We start from the raw sequence: 22243 nt of genomic DNA on the forward strand, positions 1-22243 counted from the left end.
TTCGACCTTTACCGAAGAGCGACCGCATGAATACTCTCCGTTGTTCGTCGTACCCCGAATCCCGCCGCTTCCACGCGGTCCGGTCGGGCCGAGCGCGCGCCTCTTAACTGGAGGATAAATGGGCTATAAAGAGAACTGATATCGCCTTTCCATATGATGACCATTAATCATGATTTGACGTTCTCCGGGGGAAACGGATGAACGACGTCATGCCAGCTGGGACGCCCTGGGGCCGTCACGGCCGCCCGTCCGGGTCAACCGGATCACGGACGAGGACCTTGAGCGGGCGGTGCGCTGGGCGGGCGGCGACCGGAACCGCCCCCACCGGGGGCGCGGGAAATCCGAGGTCCCCGGCCACGTGCGCGACCTGGCCATCCGGCCGCACGGCGGCGTCGTACTGGCGGCCGGTCCGCACCACGTCGGCCGCCCCCGGACACGGCGACGCGGGCCCCCGCCGGGATCCCTACTTCACGATCCTCCGGTCGGATGACCGCTTCGTCCTAGCGGGCCCCGGCAGGGAGTTCGAGGTCACCCCCGGCACGGCACGCCGCTGGCTCGGCCTCGACGGCACCGCCGTGGCCGGCGGTGCCGTCGACATCGATCACCTCCTCGCCATCAACGCGGCCCGATAGGGCCGTGCGTCAGGGCCGCTCGGGCGCCCGCCGCAACGCCGGGACGGTGACCACCGACAGGGCGTCCCCGGCCGCCTCCGTGTCCCAGCGGCCGAGGACCGTGGCCACCGGATGGCTCCGGCCCAGCCGCACCAGCTCCTCGCCGGTCAGCGAGACCACGCCGGGGAAGGTGTCGCCCACCTTCCACCCGGCGTGCAGCACGGCATGCTGCAAGGCCGTCACCGGGTTGCGGGTGGCGAGCCAGCCGTGCAGGAACGACGCGAACAACGCGTCGCCCGCCCCGGACGTGCTCACCACCCCGCGCGGGGCGACCGCCGCCACCTCGATCAGGGTGCCGTCCCGCAGCCCCATCAGGCACCCCTTGCCGCCGAGACCGACCGCGGCGATCGCGCAACCCGGATAGCGGTCGAAGATCCGGGCCACCCATTCGCGCGGCGAGCACGGCAGCCGCTCGTGGCTGCAGAACACGATGTCGGCGACCTCCAGCCAGGGCCGGTTGTAGGAGTCGTCCACCTCGCTGATCACGTGCACGTCCACGGCCACCGGCACGCCCTCGTCGCGGGCGTGCCGCAGCAGCGGCCGGACGAACGCGGTGTTGGTGAGCACGGCGAGGTCCGCGCCGCGCAGCGCGCGGCGGAACGCCTCGACCGGGTACTCCAGCATGTTGACGGCGGCGAGGTACGGGTGCCCGGCCCGCCGGCCGTCCGGTGCGACAAGGACCACGCCCAGCGAGGAGCGGGGCGCACGGACCACACCCGGCCCGGACAGCCCGCGCTCGCCCAGCGAGGCCCGGATGGCCGCGCCCGCCACGTCGTCGCCGACGAACGTGCACAGCCTGACGTCGTCGCCGAGCGTCCGCAGGGTGTCGGCGATGTGACAGGCGGCCCCGGACACCTCGGCCCGCAGCCAGTCCGGGAAGCTCTGCGGCGTGTAGGGGAAGGGGAAACCGGCGACGGGCACCGCCATGTAGAGGCTGGTGACACCGGCCACCACGATTCTGTTGCTCATCTCTACTCCGAAGTTCGGCCGGTCAGGCCGGCACGGACGAGTCGGTGAGGAAAGGGGGCGGGACCGCCTCGGCCCGCCGGACCGAGGGCGGCGGCTGAAGCCGCAGCACCCGGTACATGAGCCGGAACATGTTCTCGTCGAACATGCCGGGAGCCGACGTCAGGCGGGCCACCACACCCGCGCTGCGCCCTGGATGGTCGCTCGCGGCGGCGTCCCGCAACTGGCAGGCCAGCGACCGGCCCAGCCGCAGCCGGGGGGCCGCAGCCGAGAGCAGCCCCATGGCCGATTCGGGATCGACGTCGTCGCGGGCGTCGCCGAAGAGCATGATCGAGGCGTCGGTCACCGCCCCGTAGACGGCGAGCGACCCGTGATCGCCCACGATGTGGTCGGCGGCCACCAGCGCGCCCCGCCAGTCGGCTTCCGGCGGGATCAGCGCGAGGCCGTCGCGCACGCAGTCGGCCAGCCACGCCCGGATCTGCCAGACGCCGTGCCCGAACCAGACGTTCGGGTGCAGCAGCGCCGCCACTCGGTAGCGCTCCTTCGGCAGTCGCGCGGCCATGGCCCGCAGCAGTTGGGCACGCTGGCCGAAAAGCGACCGCTGCCCCCAGGTAGAGGTCACGACGACGAGCTCCCGGTCATCGCCGACGCCGAGCGCCCGCCGGTACGCGGGACGTTCGGGCATGCTGGTGACCAGCCGGTCATGACAGGGATCGCCGATGATGTGGGCGATCGGGGTGGCCTCGGGGCAACTCTGGGCGAGCCGTCCGAGTTCCACGTCGTGGGCGAGCGCGACGGCGGTCGGGATGACCATGCCGTCCCTGATCAGTTCCTGGGCGCTCAGGCCGTAGGTGCCGCGCGACGCCATCGCCCCACCGCCCAGCCTGCGGCTCACCCGCTTGTTGTATCCCGCGCCGTGCGGGACGATGATCAGTGGTCCGTGAACCTCCTCTATCCCCCCGTACGCGGCGGAGACCACCAGATCGAAGTGGTGACGGACGGCCAGGTGCCATGGCACCACCACCCCGCCGATTCGCTCCAGCAGGCCGGCCACCCCGTTGCCGAAGACGTCCGGGCCGTGCGTGAAGACCACCTGGACCCGGAGATCGGCGGCCAGTAGCCGGGCGACGTCGAGCAGACGCTGCCCCGAAGTGACCGTATGGACGATCACCAGGACCGTCCGCGCGCTGTGATTCGTGACCCATCGTGCCGCGTCGGGCCCGACGGGCACGTGATACCCCTCCACACAGGACATCGAGCTTTCGAACTCCCTTTCAATATGGCGCGAGGGCGCCGTATTCGGTGTTCGTGGTCCCCGTCACCACGGTTCTTGTCTCGAGGTTCCGTTGCCCGGCTTGACAGAACCTTGCAGCAATCGTGAGGGCTTACCGGAGATCGCGACCCGGCATCGATCGGCCACGCGTTGTGGACCATTAAGGGGTGACGCGGGAAACTGGATCGCGCATGGCGTTGCCGCTGAAAGGACGCTCGTGGAGTTCCGAATACTCGGCTCCGTGGAGTTGTGGGCCGATGGTGAGATGTGCGATCTCGGCTCAGCCAAAGCGCGGCATGTGCTGGCCGTGCTGCTGAGCGCACCAGGGCAGCCGGTTTCCATCGCCACCGTGATCGACCGGGTGTGGGGCGAGAACCCGCCGCCGAAGGCCCGTGGCAGCGTGCACGCCTATATCGCACGGCTGCGCCGCCTGCTAGGAGACAGGGCACCCCTGGATCGACGATCCGGGACCTACGTACTGGACGTTGATCCTGATTGCATCGACCTATACCGATCCCGGCAACTGGAAACGCAAGCCCGCGCAATTGCGGACAGCGGAAACCCCGAAGACGCGCTGCGGCTGCTCATCGAGGCCGAGAATCTGTGGCGCGGCGAGCCACTCGCCGGGCTTTCCGGAGAATGGGCTCGGAATTTACGGATAAGCCTGGAAAGCGAGCGCCACGCACTCATCCGCAAGCGGGTGGAGATAGAACTCGAGGTGGGACATCACGCCGAGTTGATCAGCTATCTCTATCGTCTGGTGGGCGAGCACCCCTGGGACGAGTCGTTCGTGGAGCACCTGATGGTCGCGCTCTACCGGTGCGGTCGGCAGACAGAGGCACTGAAGATCTACCACGAAGCACGGCAGCGGCTGTCCGAGGACCATGGTACGGATCCCACTCCCGCCCTGAGCGGCACCTACCAGCGCATCCTGAACGCCGACCGTGACCTGGCCTCGCCCCGGCATCGGCGGCGTCCCAGGCGTGTCCCGCCCGCCAACACCCTGCCCCGCGACACCCCCGACTTCACCGGCCGGGAGGCCGAATTACGGCACCTATTCAGCGCGCTCGACCGTCCGGCGACGGCGATCGCGATCGCGGCCATCGACGGCATGCCCGGAATAGGGAAAACAGCGCTCGCCACCCACGCCGCCCATCAACTGGCGGACCGCTACCCCGACGGGCGACTGTTCTTGCAGCTCTTCGCCCACGACCCGACCAGGCCCCCCGTCGATCCCGCAGATGGTCTGGAAACCCTGCTCAGCCAGCTCGGTGTGGCCGCCGATCGGATGCCCGACGCCCTGGAGCCCCGGGCCGCGCTGTGGCGCGCCCGCCTGGCCGACCGCCGGATGATCGTCGTACTCGACGACGCGGCGGGGGCCGACCAGGTCAGGCCATTCCTCCCGGCCGAGCCCGGGTGCCTGGTGCTGATCACCAGCAGGTACCGGCTCACCGGACTGGCCGGAATCCGGCCGTTGTCCCTGGACGCCCTCTCGTCGCAGGAGGCGGCGCTGCTGTTCCGGCGGATCGTCGGCACCGAACGGTCCCTGGAGTCGGACGACGTGAGCCGGCTCGTGCGCCTGTGCGGACGTCTTCCCCTAGCTGTGACGATCATGGCAACCAGGCTCCGCCACCGGCCCGCACGAGGTGTCGGCGACCTGGTGACCAAACTGACCCGGGCCAGGAACCGGCTGAGCGAGATACGCGCGGGCGGCAACGATCTGGTCACCGCGTTCGAACTGTCCTACCGGGGGCTGACCCCGGCCCAGCAGCGCGCGTTTCGGCGGCTCGGCCTGCACGTGGGTGCGGATGTCACGGCGGACGCGGCGACGGCGCTGATCGAGTGCGAACTACCGGAGGCCGAGCAGGCGCTGGAGGAACTGATCGACCGGCATCTGGTCCAGGAGCCGCACGCCGACCGGGTCCGCTTCCACGATCTGCTGCGCATGTACGCCCGCGAACGGGCGGAGGAGGAAGAACCGCCCGGAGAGCCGCGGCGGGCAGTCGCCCGGCTGTTGGACTACTACCTTCGCGCCGCCGACGAGGCCGACCGCACCCGCTACCCGCATCGCCGCCGCGCGCCGCTGGTCGTGGAGCACCCGCCGGCCCACCTGCCCGTCGTGGACGAGCCGGAGATTGCAGCCGACTGGCTCCGCGCCGAGCACGCCAACCTGATGAGCTGCGCGCAGCACGCGGCCGATCAGGGGTTCCCGGGCCATGCCGTACAGCTTTCCCTGATCCTCGCCACGCACCTGGAGCGCGGCGCGCTGTGGCTGGACGCCAAACGCCTGCACGAGACCGCTCTGCGCATCTGCCAGGAGACCGGCGACCGCGAACGGGCGGCCCGCGTGACCCTGGAGCTCAGCCTGGTCGAAAGCCGCACCGGACACCTCAGCGATGCCCTGCAGCACGCCCTCGACGGCCTGCACACCTTCAGGGAACTCGGCGAAGAAAGAGGGGAGGCCGAAATGCTGGACCAGCTTGCCCGCGCCTGCTGGCTCTCCGGCCGCCTCACCGTGGCGCTGGAATACGCCGAGCAGGCGGTGTCCATATTCCGCGCGCTCCGTGACCACCACGGAGAGGGAACCGCGCTCCTGCACAAAGGAATCGCTCTGTCATATCTCGGACGACCGGAAGAGGCGGAGGTCTCCTTCAAGGCATCTTTGCGAATCCTGCGGGGCACCGACGACCGGGCGGGGATGGCGCAGGCCCTCAACAACCTCGGCGACATCGAGTTCAACCGCGGAAACGATCATGCGGCGATGCCTCTTTACCACGGCGCCCTGGACGCGATGCGATCGGTCGGCTGGCGCCAGTTCGAAGCGGTGGCCTTGAACAACGTGGCCGGCGTGCTGCAGCGACGCGGACGACACAACGAGGCCCTGCATTTCTATCGGGAGGCGCTGGCAGTCCATCGCGAGATCGGCGACAAGCGACATGAAGCCGAGGCGCTTTGCAATATTGGTCGGACCTATTTGGTTTCGGATATGAACGCTGAGGCCATGGCCTACTTCCAAAAGGCTCTCGCGGTCGCCAGGAACATCGGCGATCTATATCAACAGACCCGTGCTTTGCAGTCGATCGGCGACAGCCAGCGGACAGCCGCAGAGTTCTCCTTGGCACACGAGACCTACGAACAGGCACTATCGGTCGCTCGAGAGGTGGCCGACCCCTACCTTGAGGCAGGGTGTTTGCAGGGCCTCGGCGAGGTATTACTCCACATTGATGATCGGGAAGCGGCGGAAGCGCGGTGGCGACAAGCGATTATGATCTTCGATAGACTCGGGGCACCGGAGGCGGCCGCGTTGCGCGTGCGACTCCGAGATCTCAGGCCTCCGAGCGCGTAGCCAATAGCCGTCAACTAGGACAAGCTTCGCGAATCACGATTTTTCGCCTGTTAGTGCGCGGTATTAGCGTCCGTCTCTTATGCTATCGTCTTGCATGGTTGCCCGTTGGGGCTCCAGCTCGATCGGTTCGGACACTCGGACCATTACTCCTAGTAAGGGAACGAAGTGCACTATATTATGATGGGGCTTGCCTTCATTATGATGGGCTGACCTGCCCGTTCGAGGCTAGCTCGGCGGCCCCAGGGCTTCGGTCCGGGACTTGATCCGCAGGTGGGCCGCCGTCTCGAAATCCCCCAAAGCCTCAAGGGCCTCGTCGTACCGCTCCCTGGCCTCCTCCGCCCGGCCCCTGCGTTCGGCCAGCTCGCCCAGCGCTTCCAGCGCCTCCGCGCGGCCCACCGTGGAACCCAGGGACGTCATCACCTCTAGCCCGTTCCTCAGTGCCAGGTCTGCCGTCTCGTGCGCGTCTTCCTGGGTGTGGGCGCGGCCGAGGGCGAGCTTGACTCTCGCGCGATTGTAAGAGTCGTCAACGTTCGCCAGCAGATCGCCGGCTCGCTCCAGGTAGATCACCGCCATCGCCGAGCGCCCTTGGCCGAGCACTGCCAGGCCCAGATCCAGCATCGCGAGCCCCTCGCTCCGCGTCGCCCTCCGTTCGCGGAACGCTTCGGCCGCGGTGAGGAAATAGACGACCGCTTCATCCAGGTGGCCGCGATCCACCGCGACGGAGCCCAGCCTGCGCAGGGAACTCGCCTCGCGGTCGCGCTCGCCGAGGCGCCGCCAGATGTCGCGAGCCGCACCGAAGTACTCTGCCGCCTCGTCGGGACGTCCCACGGCGCGCATGCTGTGGCCAAGCCGGTCGAGCATCTTGGCCTCCGCGTAGGCGTTCTCGCAAGCGCGTGCGGCCGCGAGCCCCGTCTTCTCTATGGTGGCGCGTTCCACGTGGTGACCCCTCATTAGAAAGAGAGACCACAAGGCGTCCGCCAACTGCCAGGCCGTCGCATGCCGTTCCCGTTCGTGAGCGAGCGTGATCGCCGCGCCCAGGTTCCCCAATTCCCGCTCGAAGAAGGCCAGCGCGTCGGCCGGGCCGCCGAAGTCGGTGACCTCGCGCGGTGGGGTCTCGGCGTCGCGTGGGAGGCCGGTACGGTACGGCCGGAGGCGTCGCTCTGCCCGCGCTGCCGTGCCCAGGTACCAGCCCAGCAGGCGAGTTTCGGCCTCCTTCCGGCCCGACTCGGAGTCCTCATGCTCGGTGAGCTGGGAGGCGTGCAACCGGACCAGTTCGTGGTGGAAGCGGTACGTGCCGTCGGTCGTGTCGGTCAGCAGGTTGGCGTCGGTCAGCGCGCCGAGTGAGCGCCTCGCCTCCACCGCCGGGACATCGGCCAGGGCCGCCGCCGCCTCGCCGCCGAAAGTGGTGCCGGGCACGAGACCGAGCAGCCGGTAAAGCCGGGCCTCCTCCTCTCCGAGCGCGCGGTAAGAGAGGTCGAGGGCCGATCGCACCGCCATGTCATCTCCGATCGCCAGGGCCGCCAGGCGGCGCTGTTCCTCCGCGAGCACCGTCACCATCTCGCCGAGCGGCCAGTTCGGACGTGAGGCCAGCCGGGCCGCCGCGACGGTCAGCGCCAGGGGCAGCCGCATGCACAGTTCGACCAGTTCGTCCGCTGCGGCGCGATCGCGGTCGACCCGTTCGCGCCCCAGGGTGTCACTTAGCAGGGCCAGACTCGCCCGCACGTCGAGGCGATCGAGGTACATCCCCCGCGCGCCCTGGGCGAGCAGGCTCGCCAGGCGGTATCTGCTGGTCACCAGGGTCACGCTGGTCGGCGAGGCGGGAAGCAGCGGACGCACCTGGGCGGCGGTCACGGCGTCGTCGAGGAGCACCAGGAGCCGCCGGTCGTGGGTGACCGTGCGGTAGAGGGCGGCCCGGCGGGCGGGCTCGCCGGGGATCAACTCCACAGGCACGCCGAGGGCATGCAGGAAGTCGCCGAGCACCTTCTGGGGCGACACCGGGTCGTCGTCGGAGTGACCACGCAGATCGGCGAAGAGCTGCCCGTCGGGGTAGTGCCGGCGGATCTTGTGGGCCCAGCCCAGCGACAGCACCGTCTTGCCGACTCCGACCGATCCGGTTATCAGGATTGTGAGCGGAATATCGGTGACTTCGTCCCGCATCGCGTCCAGCGCCGCCAGCTCGGCCTTGCGACCGACCAGTCGGGGGCGAGGTAACAACTGATTCGGCGCGGGCAGGGGGGCGGGGCCGTGAAAGTGCACCCCACCGGAAACATCTCTGGCCTGCACGACCGCGCCATACACCGTCCCGGACATCTCGTTATTCATATTTTCGGACATAAGCCGTTCATCATCTCGTCCGCACGTTGGTGCTACCATAAATGCGGTATGCGGAATTCCGAATATTGCTCCGCAGGGAATAATTTCAATACTGGCCGCTAGCATATTTCTGGAAAGCTTTCCCCTCGGAGGAGGACCATGCGGGCCTACGAGGAGATCCCCGGGCCGCCCGGTACCGATCGCGACGATGGGCGGGAGGCGATCGCCCAGGCGGGCGGGCTGCACACCTACCAGTTGCGGCTGCACGCCGAGTACGGCCCCGTGGCGCGGTTCCGGCTGCCCGGTGTGCGGGCGGCGGTGTACGGCCTTGACGATGCACAGGAGGCCGACCGGGTGGTGGCCGCCTTCGAGGTGGTGCTGACCGAATACCTGGGGCGCGTCTACCATCCGGGCGAGGAGCGGCCGGAGCGGGCCGTCGTCGCTCGCCTACCTGCGCGAGGTCGTGGACGGCGCGTGCTCGCCGCCCACCACACCACCGGCGTTGCGGTCTCCTGGACCCTCTGGTCGCTGGCCCGCCACCCCGAGGCCGCCCGGCACGCCGTGGCCGAGGTGGACGCCGTGCTGGGCGATCGCGACGCGCCCGGCCACGACGATCTGGGCGCGTGCCGTACCTGGAGATGGCGCTCAAGGAGTCGATGCGGCTCTACCCGCCCGGCCCGTACGGCGCGCGCGAGGCCACCGGCGACCTCGTCCTCGGCGACTACCTCATCCCCCAAGGAACCATCGTGCAGTGGGCGGCCGACGACATCCTCATGCACCTCGAACCGCGACGGACTCGATGACCACTCTCCCTGAACTGGCCGCGCGGGCCCGCGCGCTCGCGCCCGACGGCCGCCGTGCCGTCCTCGGCATCACCGGTTGCCCGGGCGCGGGCAAGTCCACCCTGACCGAATACCTGCTGCGGGCGCTGCGGGAGTCCGCCCCGCGGGGCTGGGTGGCGCACGTGCCGATGGACGGCTTCCATCTCGCCGACGCCGAACTCGACCGTCTCGGACGGCGGGCCCGCAAGGGCGCGGCCGACACCTTCGACGCCGCCGGTTACGCCGTCCTGCTGCGCCGCCTGCGCGAGGAGCACGACGACGTGGTCTACGCCCCCGCGTTCGAGCGCGACCTGGAGCAGCCGATCGCCGGGGCCGTCCCGGTGCCGCGCGCGGCACGGCTGGTCATCACCGAGGGCAACTACCTGCTGCTCGGCGAGGGCGACTGGGCGCGGGTGCGGCCCTGCCTGAACGAGGTCTGGTACTGCGACCTCGATCCGGACGAACGCCTGCGCCGCCTGGTCGCCAGGCACGAGAGGTACGGCAAGACCCACGGCGAGGCCGTCGCCTGGGCCACCGGCACCGACCAGCGCAACGCCGACCTCATCGCCGCCACCCGCCACCTGGCCGACCTGGTGATCCCCGACGCGGTGCTGCGGGCCGTCCCGGACGGGAGTCGGACATGACCGAATCCCAGCCGCCCGAGCTGGACGAGCAGCGACGGGTCGGCGGCTACCGGCTGGTCCGCAAGCTGGGCGGGGGCGGGCAGGGGGTGGTCTACCTGGGCCGTTCCCCGTCGGGGGCCGACGTGGCGGTCAAGGTGCTGCACGCGTGGACGGCCGCCGATCCGGCGGTGCGGCGGCGGTTCCTGCGCGAGGTCGAGGCGGCGAGCCGGGTCGCACCGTTCGCCACCGCGCGGGTGCTCGACATGGGCGACCACGAGGGCCGACCGTACATCGTGAGCGAGTACGTCCCCGGGGGCTCGCTCGACCAGGTCGTCAAGGCCGACGGCCCGCGCACGGGCGGCGGGCTGGAGCGGCTGGCGGTCGCCACGATCAGCGCGCTGGCCGCGATCCACCGCGCCGGGATCGTGCACCGCGACTTCAAGCCGGGCAACGTCATCCTGGGGCCCGAGGGGCCGGTGGTGATCGACTTCGGCATCTCCCGGGCGCTCGACCAGAGCGGCACCGCGACCCGCGCGATCGGCACCCCGCCGTACATGGCGCCCGAGCTGTTCGCCGAGGAGTCGCCCGGCTTCGCCGCCGACATCTTCAGCTGGGGCTGCACGATGGTGTTCGCGGCATCGGGCCATCGGCCGTTCCCCGGCGAGACGGTGCCGGTGGTGGTGAACGCCATCCTGTCCGGCGAGCCCGACTTATCCGGCGTGCCGGACATGCTGCTCCCGCTGCTGGCCCGCTGCCTGGCCAAGAACCCGGCCGACCGTCCCACCGCCCCCGAGGTCTTACGGACCCTCACCGGTGAGGAGCCCGCGCCGCAGGCCCCGGCGCGGAACCCCGAGCCGCCGCGCAGGCGGCGCGGGATCGTGCTCGCAGGCGCGGCGGTGGTCGCGCTCGCGGTGGCGGCGGCGCTGGCCGTACCGCCCCTGCTGCGGCAAGGGGACCCGGAGCCCTTCCCGCGCACGACCACCACCCCCGTCAGCGAGTCGATCCCCTTCGGCGAACCGCTGTTCAGCCCGCTGACCGACCACGGCAACGACGTCCGCGCCATCGCCCTCGCCCAGGTCGGGCCCACGCCGGTCGCGGTCACCGGTGGCGACGACCGGACTGTCCGGGTGCTCGACCTCGGGGCGCGGCGGCAGGCCGGCGACGCGCTCACCACCCACACCGGCTGGGTCCGCTCGATCGCCACCGGCGAGCTGGACGGCGCGCCCATCGCGCTGACCGGCAGCGACGACGACACCGTGCGGGTCTGGAACCTGGCCGAGCGCACGGAGATCGGCGCGCCCTTCACCGGCCACACCGCCGACGTGAAGGCGGTCGCCGTCGGCGTGGTGAACGGCCGGACGGTCGCCGTCAGCGGCGGCGCCGACCGCACCGTCCGCGTCTGGGACCCGGCCACCGGCGTCCCGCTCTACGCCCCCATGACCGGCCACGACGACACCGTCTGGTCGATCGCGTACGGCGAGGTGGACGGCAGGCCCGTCGCCGTCTCCGCGAGCGACGATGGAACGCTCCGCCTGTGGGACCTCACCACCGGACGGCAGAGCGGCCCGCCCGTCAAGACGACCTCCGGTCAGGTCCGGGCCGTCGCCTTCGGCCGGATCGACGGCACGCCCGTCGCGGTGTCCGGCGGCGCCGACGGCGCCCTGACCCTGTGGGACCTCACCCGCAAGACCCCGAGCGGCGCGCCGCTCACCGGCCACCAGGGGCCGGTCTGGTCCGTCGCCTTCGGCGAGGTCAACGGCGTTCCCATCGCCGTCTCCGGCGGCGAGGACCGCACCGTCCGCGTCTGGAACCTGCGCACCCGCACCCCGGTCGGCTCGCCGTTCACCGGTCACACCGACCGCGTCTGGACGGTCGCCATCGGCCGCCTCGCCGGATCCCCGATCGTCCTCAGCGGCGGCCGCGACGAGACCGTCCGTCCCTGGAGCCTCGCCACGCCGTTCCCGCCATGACCGCGCACCCGGCGGCCGTGTAAACAGCGATCCTGCGCGAACTCTGCCGAAGAGAATGGGCAAGAAGTGCTTCCACTTTTCGGCCTGTTTCCCTTCATTGTTATGTCGTCAGGCGAAGCTTGCCACGACACGACCGCCCCCCGGACAAGAGAAACAGGTCTCATGTTCAGCAGATCGCTCGCCGTGTTAGGTACCGCCGCTCTCTCCCTGATCACCTCCCTGGCGTTCACGCCTTCCGCCCACGCCGCGGTGACCCCCCAGCAGAAGCTCGCCGCGCTTTCCAACTTCTCCCAGCCCACCGCAGCCAGCGCCTCCGCATGGCGGTCTGCCTGGCAGAACCAGGGGGCCTGGGCCGATTACGCCTTCGACTGGTCCACCGACCTCTGCTCAAGCAGCCCCGACCAGCCGCTCGGCTTCGACTTCCGGATGCCCTGCCGCAGGCACGACTTCGGCTACCGCAACTACAAGGCGGTAAGCCAGTTCCCGGCCAACAAGGCACGCATCGATAATGCGTTCTATTTCGATATGAAGCAGGTATGCGCGGGATATTCAGGAGTTCCCAAGGCCACCTGTGACGGTCTGGCATGGACCTATTACCAAGCGGTCAAGCAGTTCGGCAATCTGAACGTCACGGATGAGCAGATCCGGCGCGTCCAGCGGGACGCCGAGCGCAAGGCGCTCTCCGACGCATAGAACACGGATGCGGGGGCGCCTGTCGCGCCCCCGCATCACCCGGCCACCCACCGGCCACCCGGCCCTTGAGCATGACGCAGCGTTTCGTGACTGATTTCACGCAATCGGCCACGTACAGTCATCATCATGGACGCCGCCCTGGATCTCGCGCGCTGGCAGTTCGGCACCACCACCGTGTACCACTTCCTGTTCGTCCCGGTGACGATCGGGCTTTCGCTGCTGGTGGCGATCCTGAACACGATGTGGGTGCGGACCGGCAAGCCGGCCTACAAGCGGGCCACCAAGTTCTGGGGCATGCTGTTTCTGATCAACTTCGCGATGGGCGTGGTCACCGGGATCGTGCAGGAGTTCCAGTTCGGGATGAACTGGAGTGCCTACTCGCGGTTCGTCGGCGACATCTTCGGGGCGCCGCTCGCGCTGGAGGCGCTGCTGGCGTTCTTCCTGGAGTCCACGTTCCTCGGGCTGTGGCTCTTCGGCTGGAACCTGCTGCCCAAGCTGGTGCATCTGGCGTGCATCTGGCTGGTGGCGTTCGGGACGACCCTGTCCGCCTATTTCATCCTGGCGGCGAACTCGTTCATGCAGTGGCCGGTGGGATACCGGGTGGTCCATCGGGCCGAGCTGGTCGACTTCGGGGCGGTGCTGACCAACAAGGTGCTGCTGGCCGCGTTCCCGCACACGATCCTCGGTTGCTGGCTGTCGGGCGGCGCGATCCTGATGGCGATCTCGGCCTGGCATCTGGCGCGGGGGCGGGACGTCGACGTGTTCCGGCCGTCGCTGCGGCTCGGCGTCATCGCGGTCCTGGTGGGCGCGGGCGGCACGCTGATCTCCGGCGACGTGCTCGGCAAGATCATGACGCAGACCCAGCCGATGAAGATCGCCGCCGCCGAGGCGCTCTACGAGACCGCGCAGCCCGCGCCGTTCTCGCTGTTCACCATCGGCACCCTGGAAGGCACCCGGCCGATCTTCAAGCTGGAGATCCCCGGGCTGCTGTCCTGGCTGGCCACCGCCGACTTCAGCGCCAAGGTCGAGGGCATCAACAACCTGAACGCCGACTACCAGCGCATCTTCGGTCCCGGCGACTACCGCCCGTACATCCCGATCACCTACTGGGGCTTCCGGCTGATGATCGGCTTCGGGATGCTGACCGCGCTGGTGGCGGTCGTGCTCCTGTGGTTCACCCGGAAGGGGCTGGTGCGCGGGCCGTCCTGGATGTGGCGGCTCGCCGTGTGGGCCGTGGTGCTGCCCTTCCTGGCGCACAGCTTCGGCTGGATCTTCACGGAGATGGGCAGGCAGCCGTGGATCGTGTTCAGCCAGATGCACACGTCCGCGGGCGTCTCGCCCACCAACGGCCCGGGGATCGTGCTCACCTCGCTGATCGCGTTCACCGTCCTGTACGGCGTGCTCGCCGTGGTCGAGGTCGCTCTCATGATCAAGTACGGCCGGCAGTCCCCGCCCCCCGCCGAGGAGTCCGAGCAGGGCGGCGGCGAACCGTCGTTCGCCTACTAGCCCGCCCCCAACAGCCCGCCCGCCGAGGAGAGAGCTCGCAGTGGTACTGAACGACATCTGGTTCGTGGCGATCACCGTCCTGTGGGTCGGCTACTTCGTTCTTGAGGGGTTCGACTTCGGCGTCGGCATGCTGCTGCCCGTCGTCGGCCGCAACGAGTCCGAGCGCGGCGGGATGCTCGAAACGATCGGCCCGGTCTGGGACGGCAACGAGGTCTGGCTGATCACCGCCGGAGGCGCCACGTTCGCCGCGTTCCCCGAGTGGTACGCCACGCTGTTCAGCGGGTTCTACGTGCCACTGCTGCTGATCCTGCTGGCGCTGATCGTGCGCGGGGTGGCCATCGAGTACCGCGGCAGGCGGGACGACGACGTGTGGCGGCGGCGATGGGACATCGGCATCTTCGTGGGCTCGTTCGTGCCCGCGTTCCTGTGGGGGGTGGCGTTCGGGAACATCGTGCGCGGGGTGCGGCTCGACGCCCGCCACGAGTACGTCGGCACGTTCTGGGACCTGCTCAACCCCTACGCGCTGCTCGGCGGGCTGACCACGCTGGCCCTGTTCGCCACGCACGGGGCGGTGTTCCTGGCGCTGAAGACCACCGGCGACATGAGCCGCCGGTCCTCCGCCCTGGTGGTGCCTTCGGGGGTGATCGCGGCCGTGCTCGCGGTGGCGTTCCTGGCGTGGACGCAGTTCCACGGGGGCGACGCGGCCACGATCGTGCTGGCGGCGATCGCCGCGGCGTCGTTCGTCGCGGCCCTCGTCGTGGCGGCGCGGGGACGTCAGGGCTGGGCGTTCCTGCTGTCGGCGGTGGCCATCGGGGTGGCGGTGCTCACCCTGTTCGCGGTGCTCTACCCGGACGTCATGCCGTCGTCGATCAACCCCGCCTACAGCCTGAACATCCAGAACGCCGCGGCGACCACGACCACGCTCACCATCATGACCTGGATCGCGGTGATCTTCCTGCCGCTGGTGATCCTCTACCAGGCGTGGACCTACTGGGTGTTCCGCCGCCGGGTCCACGTGGAGTGACCGGCAAGAGCCGGGGCTATGGCGTGATCTGCGGCACCACGCACTCGTCCGCCGGTGGGCCGCCCTCCGGCCAGGCGACGCCCTCGAACACCAGCCGGTCGGCCGCCGGGTCGAGGCGCACCACCGCCAGCGGCTTGTCGTAGGGGTTCCCGGCGTTGGTCAGGCAGATCCAGCCGCTCGCGCCGCGGATCCGGAAGGCCGCGTTGAGGTCGGAGAGGACCTCCCGCACGTGCCCGGTCGAGGGGACCTCCGTACGGCTGACGCTCGCCGCCCTGGTCAGTGCCCGCGCCGCGGTGAGCACGACGTCGTGAGTGACGATCGTGCGCCCGTCGTCGAGCGCGACGTCGCCGAGCTCGGCCGCCGCGATGCCCGCCCGCAGCCGCGCCATGGCCTCCTGGGGCTCGGAGAGGTACACGGGCGGCTTCGACTCGGCCCCGCCCTCGTCCGTCCGCCGCCACTTCGCCACCTCTTCGTCCCACTGGGCGGGGTGTGCGGGCGCGGTGTAGACGACCGACACGGACGGCCTGCCGCCCCCCGGGTCGCCCCGCAGCATCGCGCGCTCACCGGCGTCGAGACGGCTGTTCAGGGTGGTCGCGTCGGACCCCGAGATCACCGTGTAGGACTTCTTGCCCGAGCAGTACGTGGCCGCGAGCCGGTTGACGAACAGCTCCAGGTGGAACCCCCGCCCGGCGAAGTAGATGTAGCGGGCCTTGGACCGGCAGATGTTCAGCGCGAAGTCCTCGAACCGGTTCGCGGCGATGCCCGCCTGCTCGATGCCCGGCGACTGGAAGGTCATGTCCTGTACCCCGGTGCCCCGGCGTCCCTTCCTGGCCTCGGTGAACGCCTTGCGCAACGAGCTGTTGTAGTTGTCGTTCGGCCGGGTGTCGGCGACCAGCGCGGTCTGCGCGCCCGCGAGGCCGCCGTCGAAGGCGAGCAGTGCCGCCGCCTGCTCCTTGGCCGCCGAGACCACCCGGGCCAGGCCGGGGAACGGGTCGCGCGCGCGGTCCTGGGTCTCGGGGTTGGTGAAGTCGCTGGAGGTGACCAGCCCGGCCACGACGGGGATCCGCCGCTCGTTGGTGAGGTGGTGCATGGCGTGCCAGGTGGCGTCCACGCTGAGGTTGAACCCGGCCACGACGCGCAGCTCCGGCTCCTGCTCCACCAGCCGGTCGGCCGTGGTGCGCCACAGGCGGTACTCGCGGCCGGGGTTGGCCAGCACCAGGCGGATCGGCGGCTTGTCCGCGGAGGCGTTGGCCCGGACCTGCGCCAGGTAGGCGCCCTGCATCTCGCTGAGGATCTGCTCGCGCACGGCCGGGACGTCGCTCTGCATCGGGATCATCAGGGCGACGGTGGCGTGCGGCACAGGCGCGATCCGGTCGTTCTCCGCCTCGATCCGCTTGAAGATCTCGGGCATGCCCTTGACGCCGGGCATGAAGACGGCGGTGCCGTCGGACACGCCGACGCAGTCGGCGTCGATCCGTTCCAGGCCCTCGCCGCAGCTCCGCAGCAGGCGGGCCACCCCGGCCCCGCCGGTGAGCAGCGCGGCGGCCATGGCGAGCGCGACCAGAGCGGCGGTGACCGGCCCGGCGCGCCCGGTCCGACGCCGCCCGGCGGCGGCTCCCCCGCCCGGCGAACCCGGTGAACCCGGCGGACCCGGTGGACCGGCTGACACCGGAAGCAACCGGCCCGGGCCCTCGCCGCCGGTCTTCAGGCGGGCCTGAACGGCGCGGATCTCGTCGGCCAGTTCGCCCGGCCGTACGGCGGGGCGCGCGCCCTCGCCGTCCGCGCCGGGCTCGGCGGTGGCGATCACGACGGGATGCACGCGCAGGTTGCGCGACCTGCCGTCGAACGCGGTGAGCAGGGCGTCCCTGATCGCCCGGTGCTCGGGGATCCGGTGCACGTCTGGCAGCAGGATCACCGGACGTCGCACGCGGTTGAGCCTGCGGAAGAACCCGTAGTGCGCGTCGATGTCGGCGAGCAGGGCGTCGACCAGCAGCACCAGCTCCCGGGCGTCCACCGCCTCCTCGCCGCCCGCGGGCGCGGACGGCTCGTCGCGCAGCCGCCGCAGCTCCTTGATCAGCGCCTGCGTGGTGCGGACCGGCTGCCGCAGCCCCTTGCGGCGATACCAGCGCAGCGTCCAGAACGCGCGGAACCGGAACGCGCGGATCACGCTGGCGAACAGCCCGACCAGGCCGCTGTGCTGCTGCCCGAAGTACGGATCGCCGACCACTTCCCCGACGCGCCTGCGCAGCGCCGGGAGGATGTCACGGCGGGCCCGCTCGATCGCCGTGGTGACCTTCCCCTCCAGCTCGGAGTCGAGTTCGGCCAGCGAGCGGGGCGGGACGGTCGGCTGCCACTCGACCAGGACGGTGTACGCGGCGGCGAAACGCGGGAAGACGATCGGCAGGCGGTAGGCGGGACGCCCGCCGTAGCCGCAGCCGTAGGCGATGTTCAGCAGTTCGACGGCCACCCGCGAACCGGGATCGCCCCCCGCCTCGTCGGGCGTGCCGATGGGCAGGACGCCCGAATACGCCTTGCCGAAGTCGTCGAGCCAGGCCCGCAGCGCGGCCTCGGCACCCTCCACCTGCAGCAGCAACGGGCCGGTCCGGCGGTCGTATCGGAGCCGCCGGAGGCGGAGCCGATCCCTGATCACCAGCTCGGCCAGCACCGCGTCAAGTCGGCGATCCATGTGCCGCCCCCGTCTCCGCCGCGCCTCGCGTCTCCCCTCCGCCCTCGACGATAACCACGATCACCCCGCGTGAGAGCGAAGTCATCGAAAAGTCGGAACTCCAGACCCGAGGCGCCGGACGGCACGCGCGGCACAATCGTTCAAGACCGGCGCCGGTCCGCTCGGCTACAACGATTACCTACCGAAGATCGGAGGCCGGGCGAATGGGCGTGGGATTCATCGGACTGGGGATCATGGGATCGCCCATGGCGGTCAACCTGGCCCGCGCGGGCACTCCGCTCGCCGTCTGGAACCGCACGGCCGCCAGGTGCGAGCCGGCGCGCTCGGCCGGGGCGGCGGTCGCGGGCGGGCCCGCCGAGGTCTTCGCGCGCTCGCGGGTGGTGATGCTGATGCTGGCGGACGACGCGTCGATCGACGCGGTGCTCGGGCGCGGCACGCCGGAGTTCGCGGCGAAGGTGGCGGGGCGGATCGTGGTCCACATGGGCACCACGTCGCCCGCGTACTCGGCGGGGCTCGGCTCCGCCGTCCGCGCCGCCGGGGGCGAGTACGCCGAGGCCCCCGTGTCGGGGTCGCGCGACCCGGCTGTGGCCGGGCAGCTCGTGGCGATGCTCGCGGGCGAACCCGCCGTGACCGACGAGGTACGGCCGCTGCTCGCCCCGATGTGCCGCGAGACGATCGCGTGCGGCGCGGTGCCCGGCGGGTCGCTGATGAAGCTGGCGGTCAACACGTTCCTGATCACCATGGTCACCGGCCTGGCGGAGGCCTCGCACTTCGCCGCGCGGCACGGCCTGGACCTGGAACGGTTCCGGCACGTCCTCGACTCCGGACCGATGGCCAGCGCCGTGTCGCGGGTGAAGGTCCGCAAGCTGGTGGAACACGACTTCGCGGCCCAGGCTGCCATCGCCGACGTCCTGAAGAACAACCGGCTCGTCGCCGAGGCGGCGCGGACCGGGGCCATCGCCTCGCCGCTGATCGACGTGTGTCACGCCCTGTTCACCGAGACACTGGAACTCGGCCACGCCGAACTGGACATGGCCGCGGTGGTCCACGCCATCGAGGCCAGGACCGCCGCCATCGTGAAGGAGGCCGCGGACGCATGACCGTGATCGTCACCGGTGGTTCCCGGGGGATCGGCAGAAGCGTCGTCGAACGCCTGTGCGCGGACGGCGTCGCCGTCCTGTTCACCCACTCCGCCTCCGACGACGAGGCCCGCGAGGTGGAGGACCGGCTCGGCCCGCTCGCCCGTGGCGTCCGCCTCGACGTCACCGCGCAGGACGCCCCCGGCCGCCTGTTCGACCTCGCCGAGTCGTCCGGTGAGGTCACCGGCCTGGTCAACAACGCGGGGGTCACCGGCAGGCTCGGCCCCATCGTCGGCCTGAGCGACGACGACCTGCGACGCGTCGTCGAGGTCAACCTGATCGGCCCGATCCGCCTGTGCCGCGAGGCGGCCCGCCGCTGGAAGGGCCGGAACGGGAAGTCGATCGTCACGGTCTCCTCGGTCGCGGCCCGCACCGGCTCCCCCGGCGAGTACGTCGCCTACGCGGCCACCAAGGCGGCGGTCGAGACCATGACGGTCGGCCTGGCCAAGGAACTGGCCCCAGGGGTCCGCGTCAACGCGGTCTCGCCGGGCACCATCGACACCACCATCCACGCCCGCGCCGGAGAACCCGGCCGGGCCTGGCGGGTGGCCGAGCGAATCCCGCTGGCCCGGCCCGGCAAGCCCGCCGAGATCGCCGAAGCCGTCACCTGGCTCCTCTCCGGCCACGCCTCCTACATCACCGGCGCGATCCTCGACGTCTCCGGCGGCCTGTGATCGGCGCACAAGCCGGTGCTCAGGTCAGTGCTCAGGTCAGTGCTCATGTCGGCGCTCATGTCGGCGCTCATGTCAGGGCCGCGGTCCATTCGCCCGGGGTGAGGCCGTAGGCGCGGCGGAACATGCGGGTCATGTGGCTCTGGTCGGCGAAGCCCGCCGCGAGGGCGGCGTCGCGGAGCGGCGTGCCGTCGCGGAGGGTCCGGCGGACCAGGTCGAGGCGTCGCATGGTCCGGTAGCGGGTCGGGCTGGTGCCGAAGGCGGCCCGGAACTGGCGGGCGATGGTCCACCGGGACAGGCCGGACACCCGCTCGAAGGCGCTCACCGGGTGGACGGTGGCCGGGTCGGCGGCGATCATCTCGCGCACCCGCGATAGTGCCCCGACCGCCAGGGCGGGTGACGGCGCCCGCCCCGGGGGCGTGTCGGCGTGCCGTACCAGGGCATCGGCGACCAGCACCGCCAGTTCCACCCGCTCCAGTTCCGCCAGCGGCTCGTCCATCCGCCGCAGCGACGCCGCCAGCGACGGGCCGATCCCCTCGGGCCGCACCACCGGATCCGCCACGAACGGCAACGGCCTCCCGCCCAGCGCCCGCTGCACCAGCGCCGGATCGACGTACAGGATCCGGTACCCGAACCCCTCGTCCGTCCCGGCCGCCCCGTCGTGCACCTCGTCGGGATGCAGCACATGCCACTCCCCCGGCAGGCACACCCGCCCCTCCCCCCGGTACCGGAACGTCTGCACCCCCGCCATCGTCATCCCGATCGCGTACGTGTCATGCCGATGCGGGGAGAACGCCTCCCCCACCAGCACCGCCTCCATCCGCTCGATCCCGCCGCCCCCGCCCCCGAACCGCAGCCGCCGCCCGCGCGCGTCGCCCAGGGCGGGCTTCATCGGCGGGCCTTGGGAAGGTCCGCGTACATGGTGAAGTCGATGTCGCGGGTGTACTCGTTCTCGCCGTGGCCCTGGTAGCGGAACTGGAGGCGGTCGCCGGCGAGGGTGAGGGTGATGGAGCCGTTGTGGACGCAGTTGCCCTTCATGGTGGCGCGTTTGAGCGTGGCCGTGCCGCCCTTGACGCTGATCAGGCGGGAGGTGGCGACGCAGCGGTATTCGAGGTAGCGCTCGGTGATCTTGGTGCCGCCCGCCGAGATCTCGACGCGGAGTTCGTCGGTCGCGCCCGGCTCGTACTTGACGCGGCCCTGCCATGCTCCGGCGAACGATGCCGGGAAGGTACGGCGGACGGCCGGGGTCGGCGTCGGGGTGGGCGTGGGCGTGGGCGTGAGGGTCGGCGTCGGGGTGGGGGTCGCGGTGAGGCTGGTCGAGAGTGTGGGGGCGGGGGTCGGGCGGGTCGCGGTGGCGTCGGGCGGGAGGACGATGGCGGCGATGGTCGCGGCGATCGCGAGGGCCACGACGGCGGCGCCGATGAGGAGCCGCCGGGCGCCGCGACGCTGTCTGGACGGCGGGACGGTACCCCCATCGGTGCCCCAGTCGGGGGCGCGGCCGGAGTCGGACGGCGCGGCCAGACCCCCGGCGGGCACCGGGTAGCCCACCGGAGCCGGAGGCGGGGCCAGGTGGACCGGCCTGCCGCTCGGCGGCGGCGGGGGCCACGCGGACCGCGTGCCCGTGGGCGCGGTCGGCCCTTGGAGCCTGCCCATCCCGGACGGCGAGGTCGGCCCGGACGACCGCTCTACCGGTGGCACCGGAGGCGCGGCCCGGCCGGCAGCGGCGACGGGCGAGGACGGGCCCAGCAGGCGGAGGCAGATCTCCACCATGGTGGGACGCCTGGAGGGGTCCTTGGCCAGGGCGGCGGACACGATGGAATGGAGGGGTTCCTCCAGGACGGACAGGTCGGGCTCGGCGGTGAGGATGCGGTGCATCACCGCCGGGATGGCGTCGCTGCCGAACGGGGCCCGGCCCGTGGCCGCGTACAGCATCACGCAGCCCCAGGCGAAGACGTCCGTGGGCGGGCCCGCCTGTTCGCCGGCGAACTGCTCGGGCGCCATGAAGCTGGGCGTGCCCACGATCTGGCTGGTCAGGGTGGCGGCGTCGGACTGGGAGCGGGCGATGCCGAAGTCGATCACCCGCGCGCCGTCCGGGCCGAGCAGCACGTTGGCGGGCTTGAAGTCGCGGTGGACGACCCCGGCCTCGTGCACCGCCGCGAGGGCCGTGGCCGTGGCGACGGCGACGCGGAGCAGGTCGGCGCCGGAGCGGGCGCCCACCTGGGCCAGGGAGGGACCGGCGACGTACTCGGAGACCAGGTACGGCGGGTCGCCCAGCGGGTCGGCGTCCACGATGCGGGCCACGCAGAACGGCGCGACCCGCCTGGCCGCCTCGATCTCTCTGACCAGGCGTTCCCTGGCCCGCTCGTCCACGCCCTCGGCGCGCAGCACCTTCACCGCGACCCGGCCGCCGTCGGGGCCTTCGCCGAGGTAGACGATGCCCTGCCCGCCGTCCCCGAGCCGGCCGAGCAACCGGTATCCGCCTACCTCCCCCGGATCGCCGGATCGTAACGGCTCGCTCGTGGCCACGCGCGTCCTCCTCGA

16 protein-coding genes are annotated in these 22243 nt (G+C 71.0%); 10 read left to right on the forward strand and 6 right to left on the reverse strand.

The window, feature by feature from the left end; genetic code table 11:
* Nucleotides 1–278: 278 nt before the first annotated feature.
* Entirely contained in the window at nt 279–632 is a 354-nt protein-coding gene (locus tag P3X83_RS18190) for a hypothetical protein (RefSeq protein WP_277306300.1), read from the forward strand.
* 9 nt (nt 633–641) lie between these two features.
* Here the strand turns inward: P3X83_RS18190 and P3X83_RS18195 are convergent, their stop codons facing one another.
* The gene (locus P3X83_RS18195; protein WP_277306301.1) at nt 642–1640 is read right to left on the reverse strand and encodes a carbohydrate kinase family protein; all 999 of its coding nucleotides are present in this window, start codon (nt 1638–1640) and stop codon (nt 642–644) included.
* 22 nt (nt 1641–1662) lie between these two features.
* Entirely contained in the window at nt 1663–2808 is a 1146-nt protein-coding gene (locus tag P3X83_RS18200) for a hypothetical protein (protein WP_277306302.1), read from the reverse strand.
* 343 nt (nt 2809–3151) lie between these two features.
* Here P3X83_RS18200 and P3X83_RS18205 point away from each other — a divergent pair, with 343 nt between their 5' ends.
* Nucleotides 3152–6256 carry a tetratricopeptide repeat protein gene (locus P3X83_RS18205; protein ID WP_277306303.1) on the forward strand — a complete coding sequence of 1035 codons (3105 nt, stop codon included), beginning with the start codon at nt 3152–3154 and terminating at the stop codon, nt 6254–6256.
* A 225-nt stretch (nt 6257–6481) separates the two neighbouring features.
* On the opposite strand, the gene P3X83_RS18210 is transcribed toward P3X83_RS18205, so the two are convergent.
* Nucleotides 6482–8566: a tetratricopeptide repeat protein gene (locus P3X83_RS18210; RefSeq protein WP_277306304.1), complete on the reverse strand. Its 2085-nt coding sequence runs from the start codon at nt 8564–8566 to the stop codon at nt 6482–6484.
* A gap of 162 nt (nt 8567–8728) precedes the next feature.
* Between P3X83_RS18210 and P3X83_RS18215 the strand changes: the two genes are divergently transcribed.
* The 6 genes from P3X83_RS18215 (at nt 8729) to cydB (ending at nt 15206) form a co-directional block, all read left to right on the forward strand.
* Nucleotides 8729–9385, forward strand: coding sequence for a cytochrome P450 (locus P3X83_RS18215; protein WP_277306305.1), 657 nt, complete (start codon nt 8729–8731; stop codon nt 9383–9385).
* The gene (locus P3X83_RS18220; protein WP_277306306.1) at nt 9369–10034 is read left to right on the forward strand and encodes a nucleoside/nucleotide kinase family protein; all 666 of its coding nucleotides are present in this window, start codon (nt 9369–9371) and stop codon (nt 10032–10034) included. The genes P3X83_RS18215 and P3X83_RS18220 overlap by 17 nt, the downstream gene beginning before the upstream one ends.
* Nucleotides 10031–11983 carry a serine/threonine-protein kinase gene (locus tag P3X83_RS18225; protein ID WP_277306307.1) on the forward strand — a complete coding sequence of 651 codons (1953 nt, stop codon included), beginning with the start codon at nt 10031–10033 and terminating at the stop codon, nt 11981–11983. Before P3X83_RS18220 ends, P3X83_RS18225 begins: the two co-directional genes overlap by 4 nt.
* Before the next feature lie 162 nt (nt 11984–12145).
* Nucleotides 12146–12676: a phospholipase gene (locus P3X83_RS18230; protein ID WP_277306308.1), complete on the forward strand. Its 531-nt coding sequence runs from the start codon at nt 12146–12148 to the stop codon at nt 12674–12676.
* Nucleotides 12677–12802: 126 nt separating this feature from the next.
* Nucleotides 12803–14182: a cytochrome ubiquinol oxidase subunit I gene (locus P3X83_RS18235; protein WP_277306309.1), complete on the forward strand. Its 1380-nt coding sequence runs from the start codon at nt 12803–12805 to the stop codon at nt 14180–14182.
* A 40-nt stretch (nt 14183–14222) separates the two neighbouring features.
* Nucleotides 14223–15206: a cytochrome d ubiquinol oxidase subunit II gene (gene cydB, locus P3X83_RS18240; protein WP_277306310.1), complete on the forward strand. Its 984-nt coding sequence runs from the start codon at nt 14223–14225 to the stop codon at nt 15204–15206.
* A gap of 16 nt (nt 15207–15222) precedes the next feature.
* Here cydB and P3X83_RS18245 read toward each other — a convergent pair whose 3' ends face one another.
* Nucleotides 15223–17892: a hypothetical protein gene (locus tag P3X83_RS18245; protein WP_277306311.1), complete on the reverse strand. Its 2670-nt coding sequence runs from the start codon at nt 17890–17892 to the stop codon at nt 15223–15225.
* Between the two features lie 203 nt (nt 17893–18095).
* Between P3X83_RS18245 and P3X83_RS18250 the strand changes: the two genes are divergently transcribed.
* A complete protein-coding gene (locus P3X83_RS18250; RefSeq protein ID WP_277306312.1) occupies nt 18096–18992 on the forward strand; it encodes an NAD(P)-dependent oxidoreductase in 897 nt (298 codons plus the stop codon).
* Nucleotides 18989–19705 (forward strand): SDR family oxidoreductase, encoded by a 717-nt coding sequence (locus P3X83_RS18255; RefSeq protein ID WP_277306313.1) that lies wholly within the window; start codon nt 18989–18991, stop codon nt 19703–19705. The genes P3X83_RS18250 and P3X83_RS18255 overlap by 4 nt, the downstream gene beginning before the upstream one ends.
* A gap of 67 nt (nt 19706–19772) precedes the next feature.
* On the opposite strand, the gene P3X83_RS18260 is transcribed toward P3X83_RS18255, so the two are convergent.
* A complete protein-coding gene (locus tag P3X83_RS18260) occupies nt 19773–20594 on the reverse strand; it encodes an AraC family transcriptional regulator (protein ID WP_277306314.1) in 822 nt (273 codons plus the stop codon).
* On the reverse strand, nt 20591–22228 hold the full coding sequence (locus P3X83_RS18265; protein WP_277306315.1) for a serine/threonine-protein kinase: 1638 nt from the start codon (nt 22226–22228) through the stop codon (nt 20591–20593). The genes P3X83_RS18260 and P3X83_RS18265 overlap by 4 nt, the downstream gene beginning before the upstream one ends.
* Nucleotides 22229–22243: the final 15 nt, after the last annotated feature.

It is taken from the genome of Spongiactinospora sp. TRM90649 (assembly GCF_029382225.1).
Lineage (GTDB): Bacteria > Actinomycetota > Actinomycetes > Streptosporangiales > Streptosporangiaceae > Spongiactinospora.

Excerpts from the sequence above, each read along its gene's own strand:
- P3X83_RS18215 (WP_277306305.1), top strand. The coding sequence starts at position 8,729 with ATGCGGGCCTACGAGGAGATCCCCGGGCCGCCCGGTACCGATCGCGAC.
- P3X83_RS18225 (WP_277306307.1), top strand. The coding sequence starts at position 10,031 with ATGACCGAATCCCAGCCGCCCGAGCTGGACGAGCAGCGACGGGTCGGC.
- P3X83_RS18195 (WP_277306301.1), bottom strand. The coding sequence starts at position 1,640 with ATGAGCAACAGAATCGTGGTGGCCGGTGTCACCAGCCTCTACATGGCG.
- P3X83_RS18245 (WP_277306311.1), bottom strand. The coding sequence starts at position 17,892 with ATGGATCGCCGACTTGACGCGGTGCTGGCCGAGCTGGTGATCAGGGAT.
- P3X83_RS18230 (WP_277306308.1), top strand. The coding sequence starts at position 12,146 with ATGTTCAGCAGATCGCTCGCCGTGTTAGGTACCGCCGCTCTCTCCCTG.
- P3X83_RS18255 (WP_277306313.1), top strand. The coding sequence starts at position 18,989 with ATGACCGTGATCGTCACCGGTGGTTCCCGGGGGATCGGCAGAAGCGTC.
- P3X83_RS18250 (WP_277306312.1), top strand. The coding sequence starts at position 18,096 with ATGGGCGTGGGATTCATCGGACTGGGGATCATGGGATCGCCCATGGCG.
- P3X83_RS18260 (WP_277306314.1), bottom strand. The coding sequence starts at position 20,594 with ATGAAGCCCGCCCTGGGCGACGCGCGCGGGCGGCGGCTGCGGTTCGGG.
- P3X83_RS18220 (WP_277306306.1), top strand. The coding sequence starts at position 9,369 with ATGACCACTCTCCCTGAACTGGCCGCGCGGGCCCGCGCGCTCGCGCCC.
- P3X83_RS18210 (WP_277306304.1), bottom strand. The coding sequence starts at position 8,566 with ATGTCCGGGACGGTGTATGGCGCGGTCGTGCAGGCCAGAGATGTTTCC.
- P3X83_RS18235 (WP_277306309.1), top strand. The coding sequence starts at position 12,803 with ATGGACGCCGCCCTGGATCTCGCGCGCTGGCAGTTCGGCACCACCACC.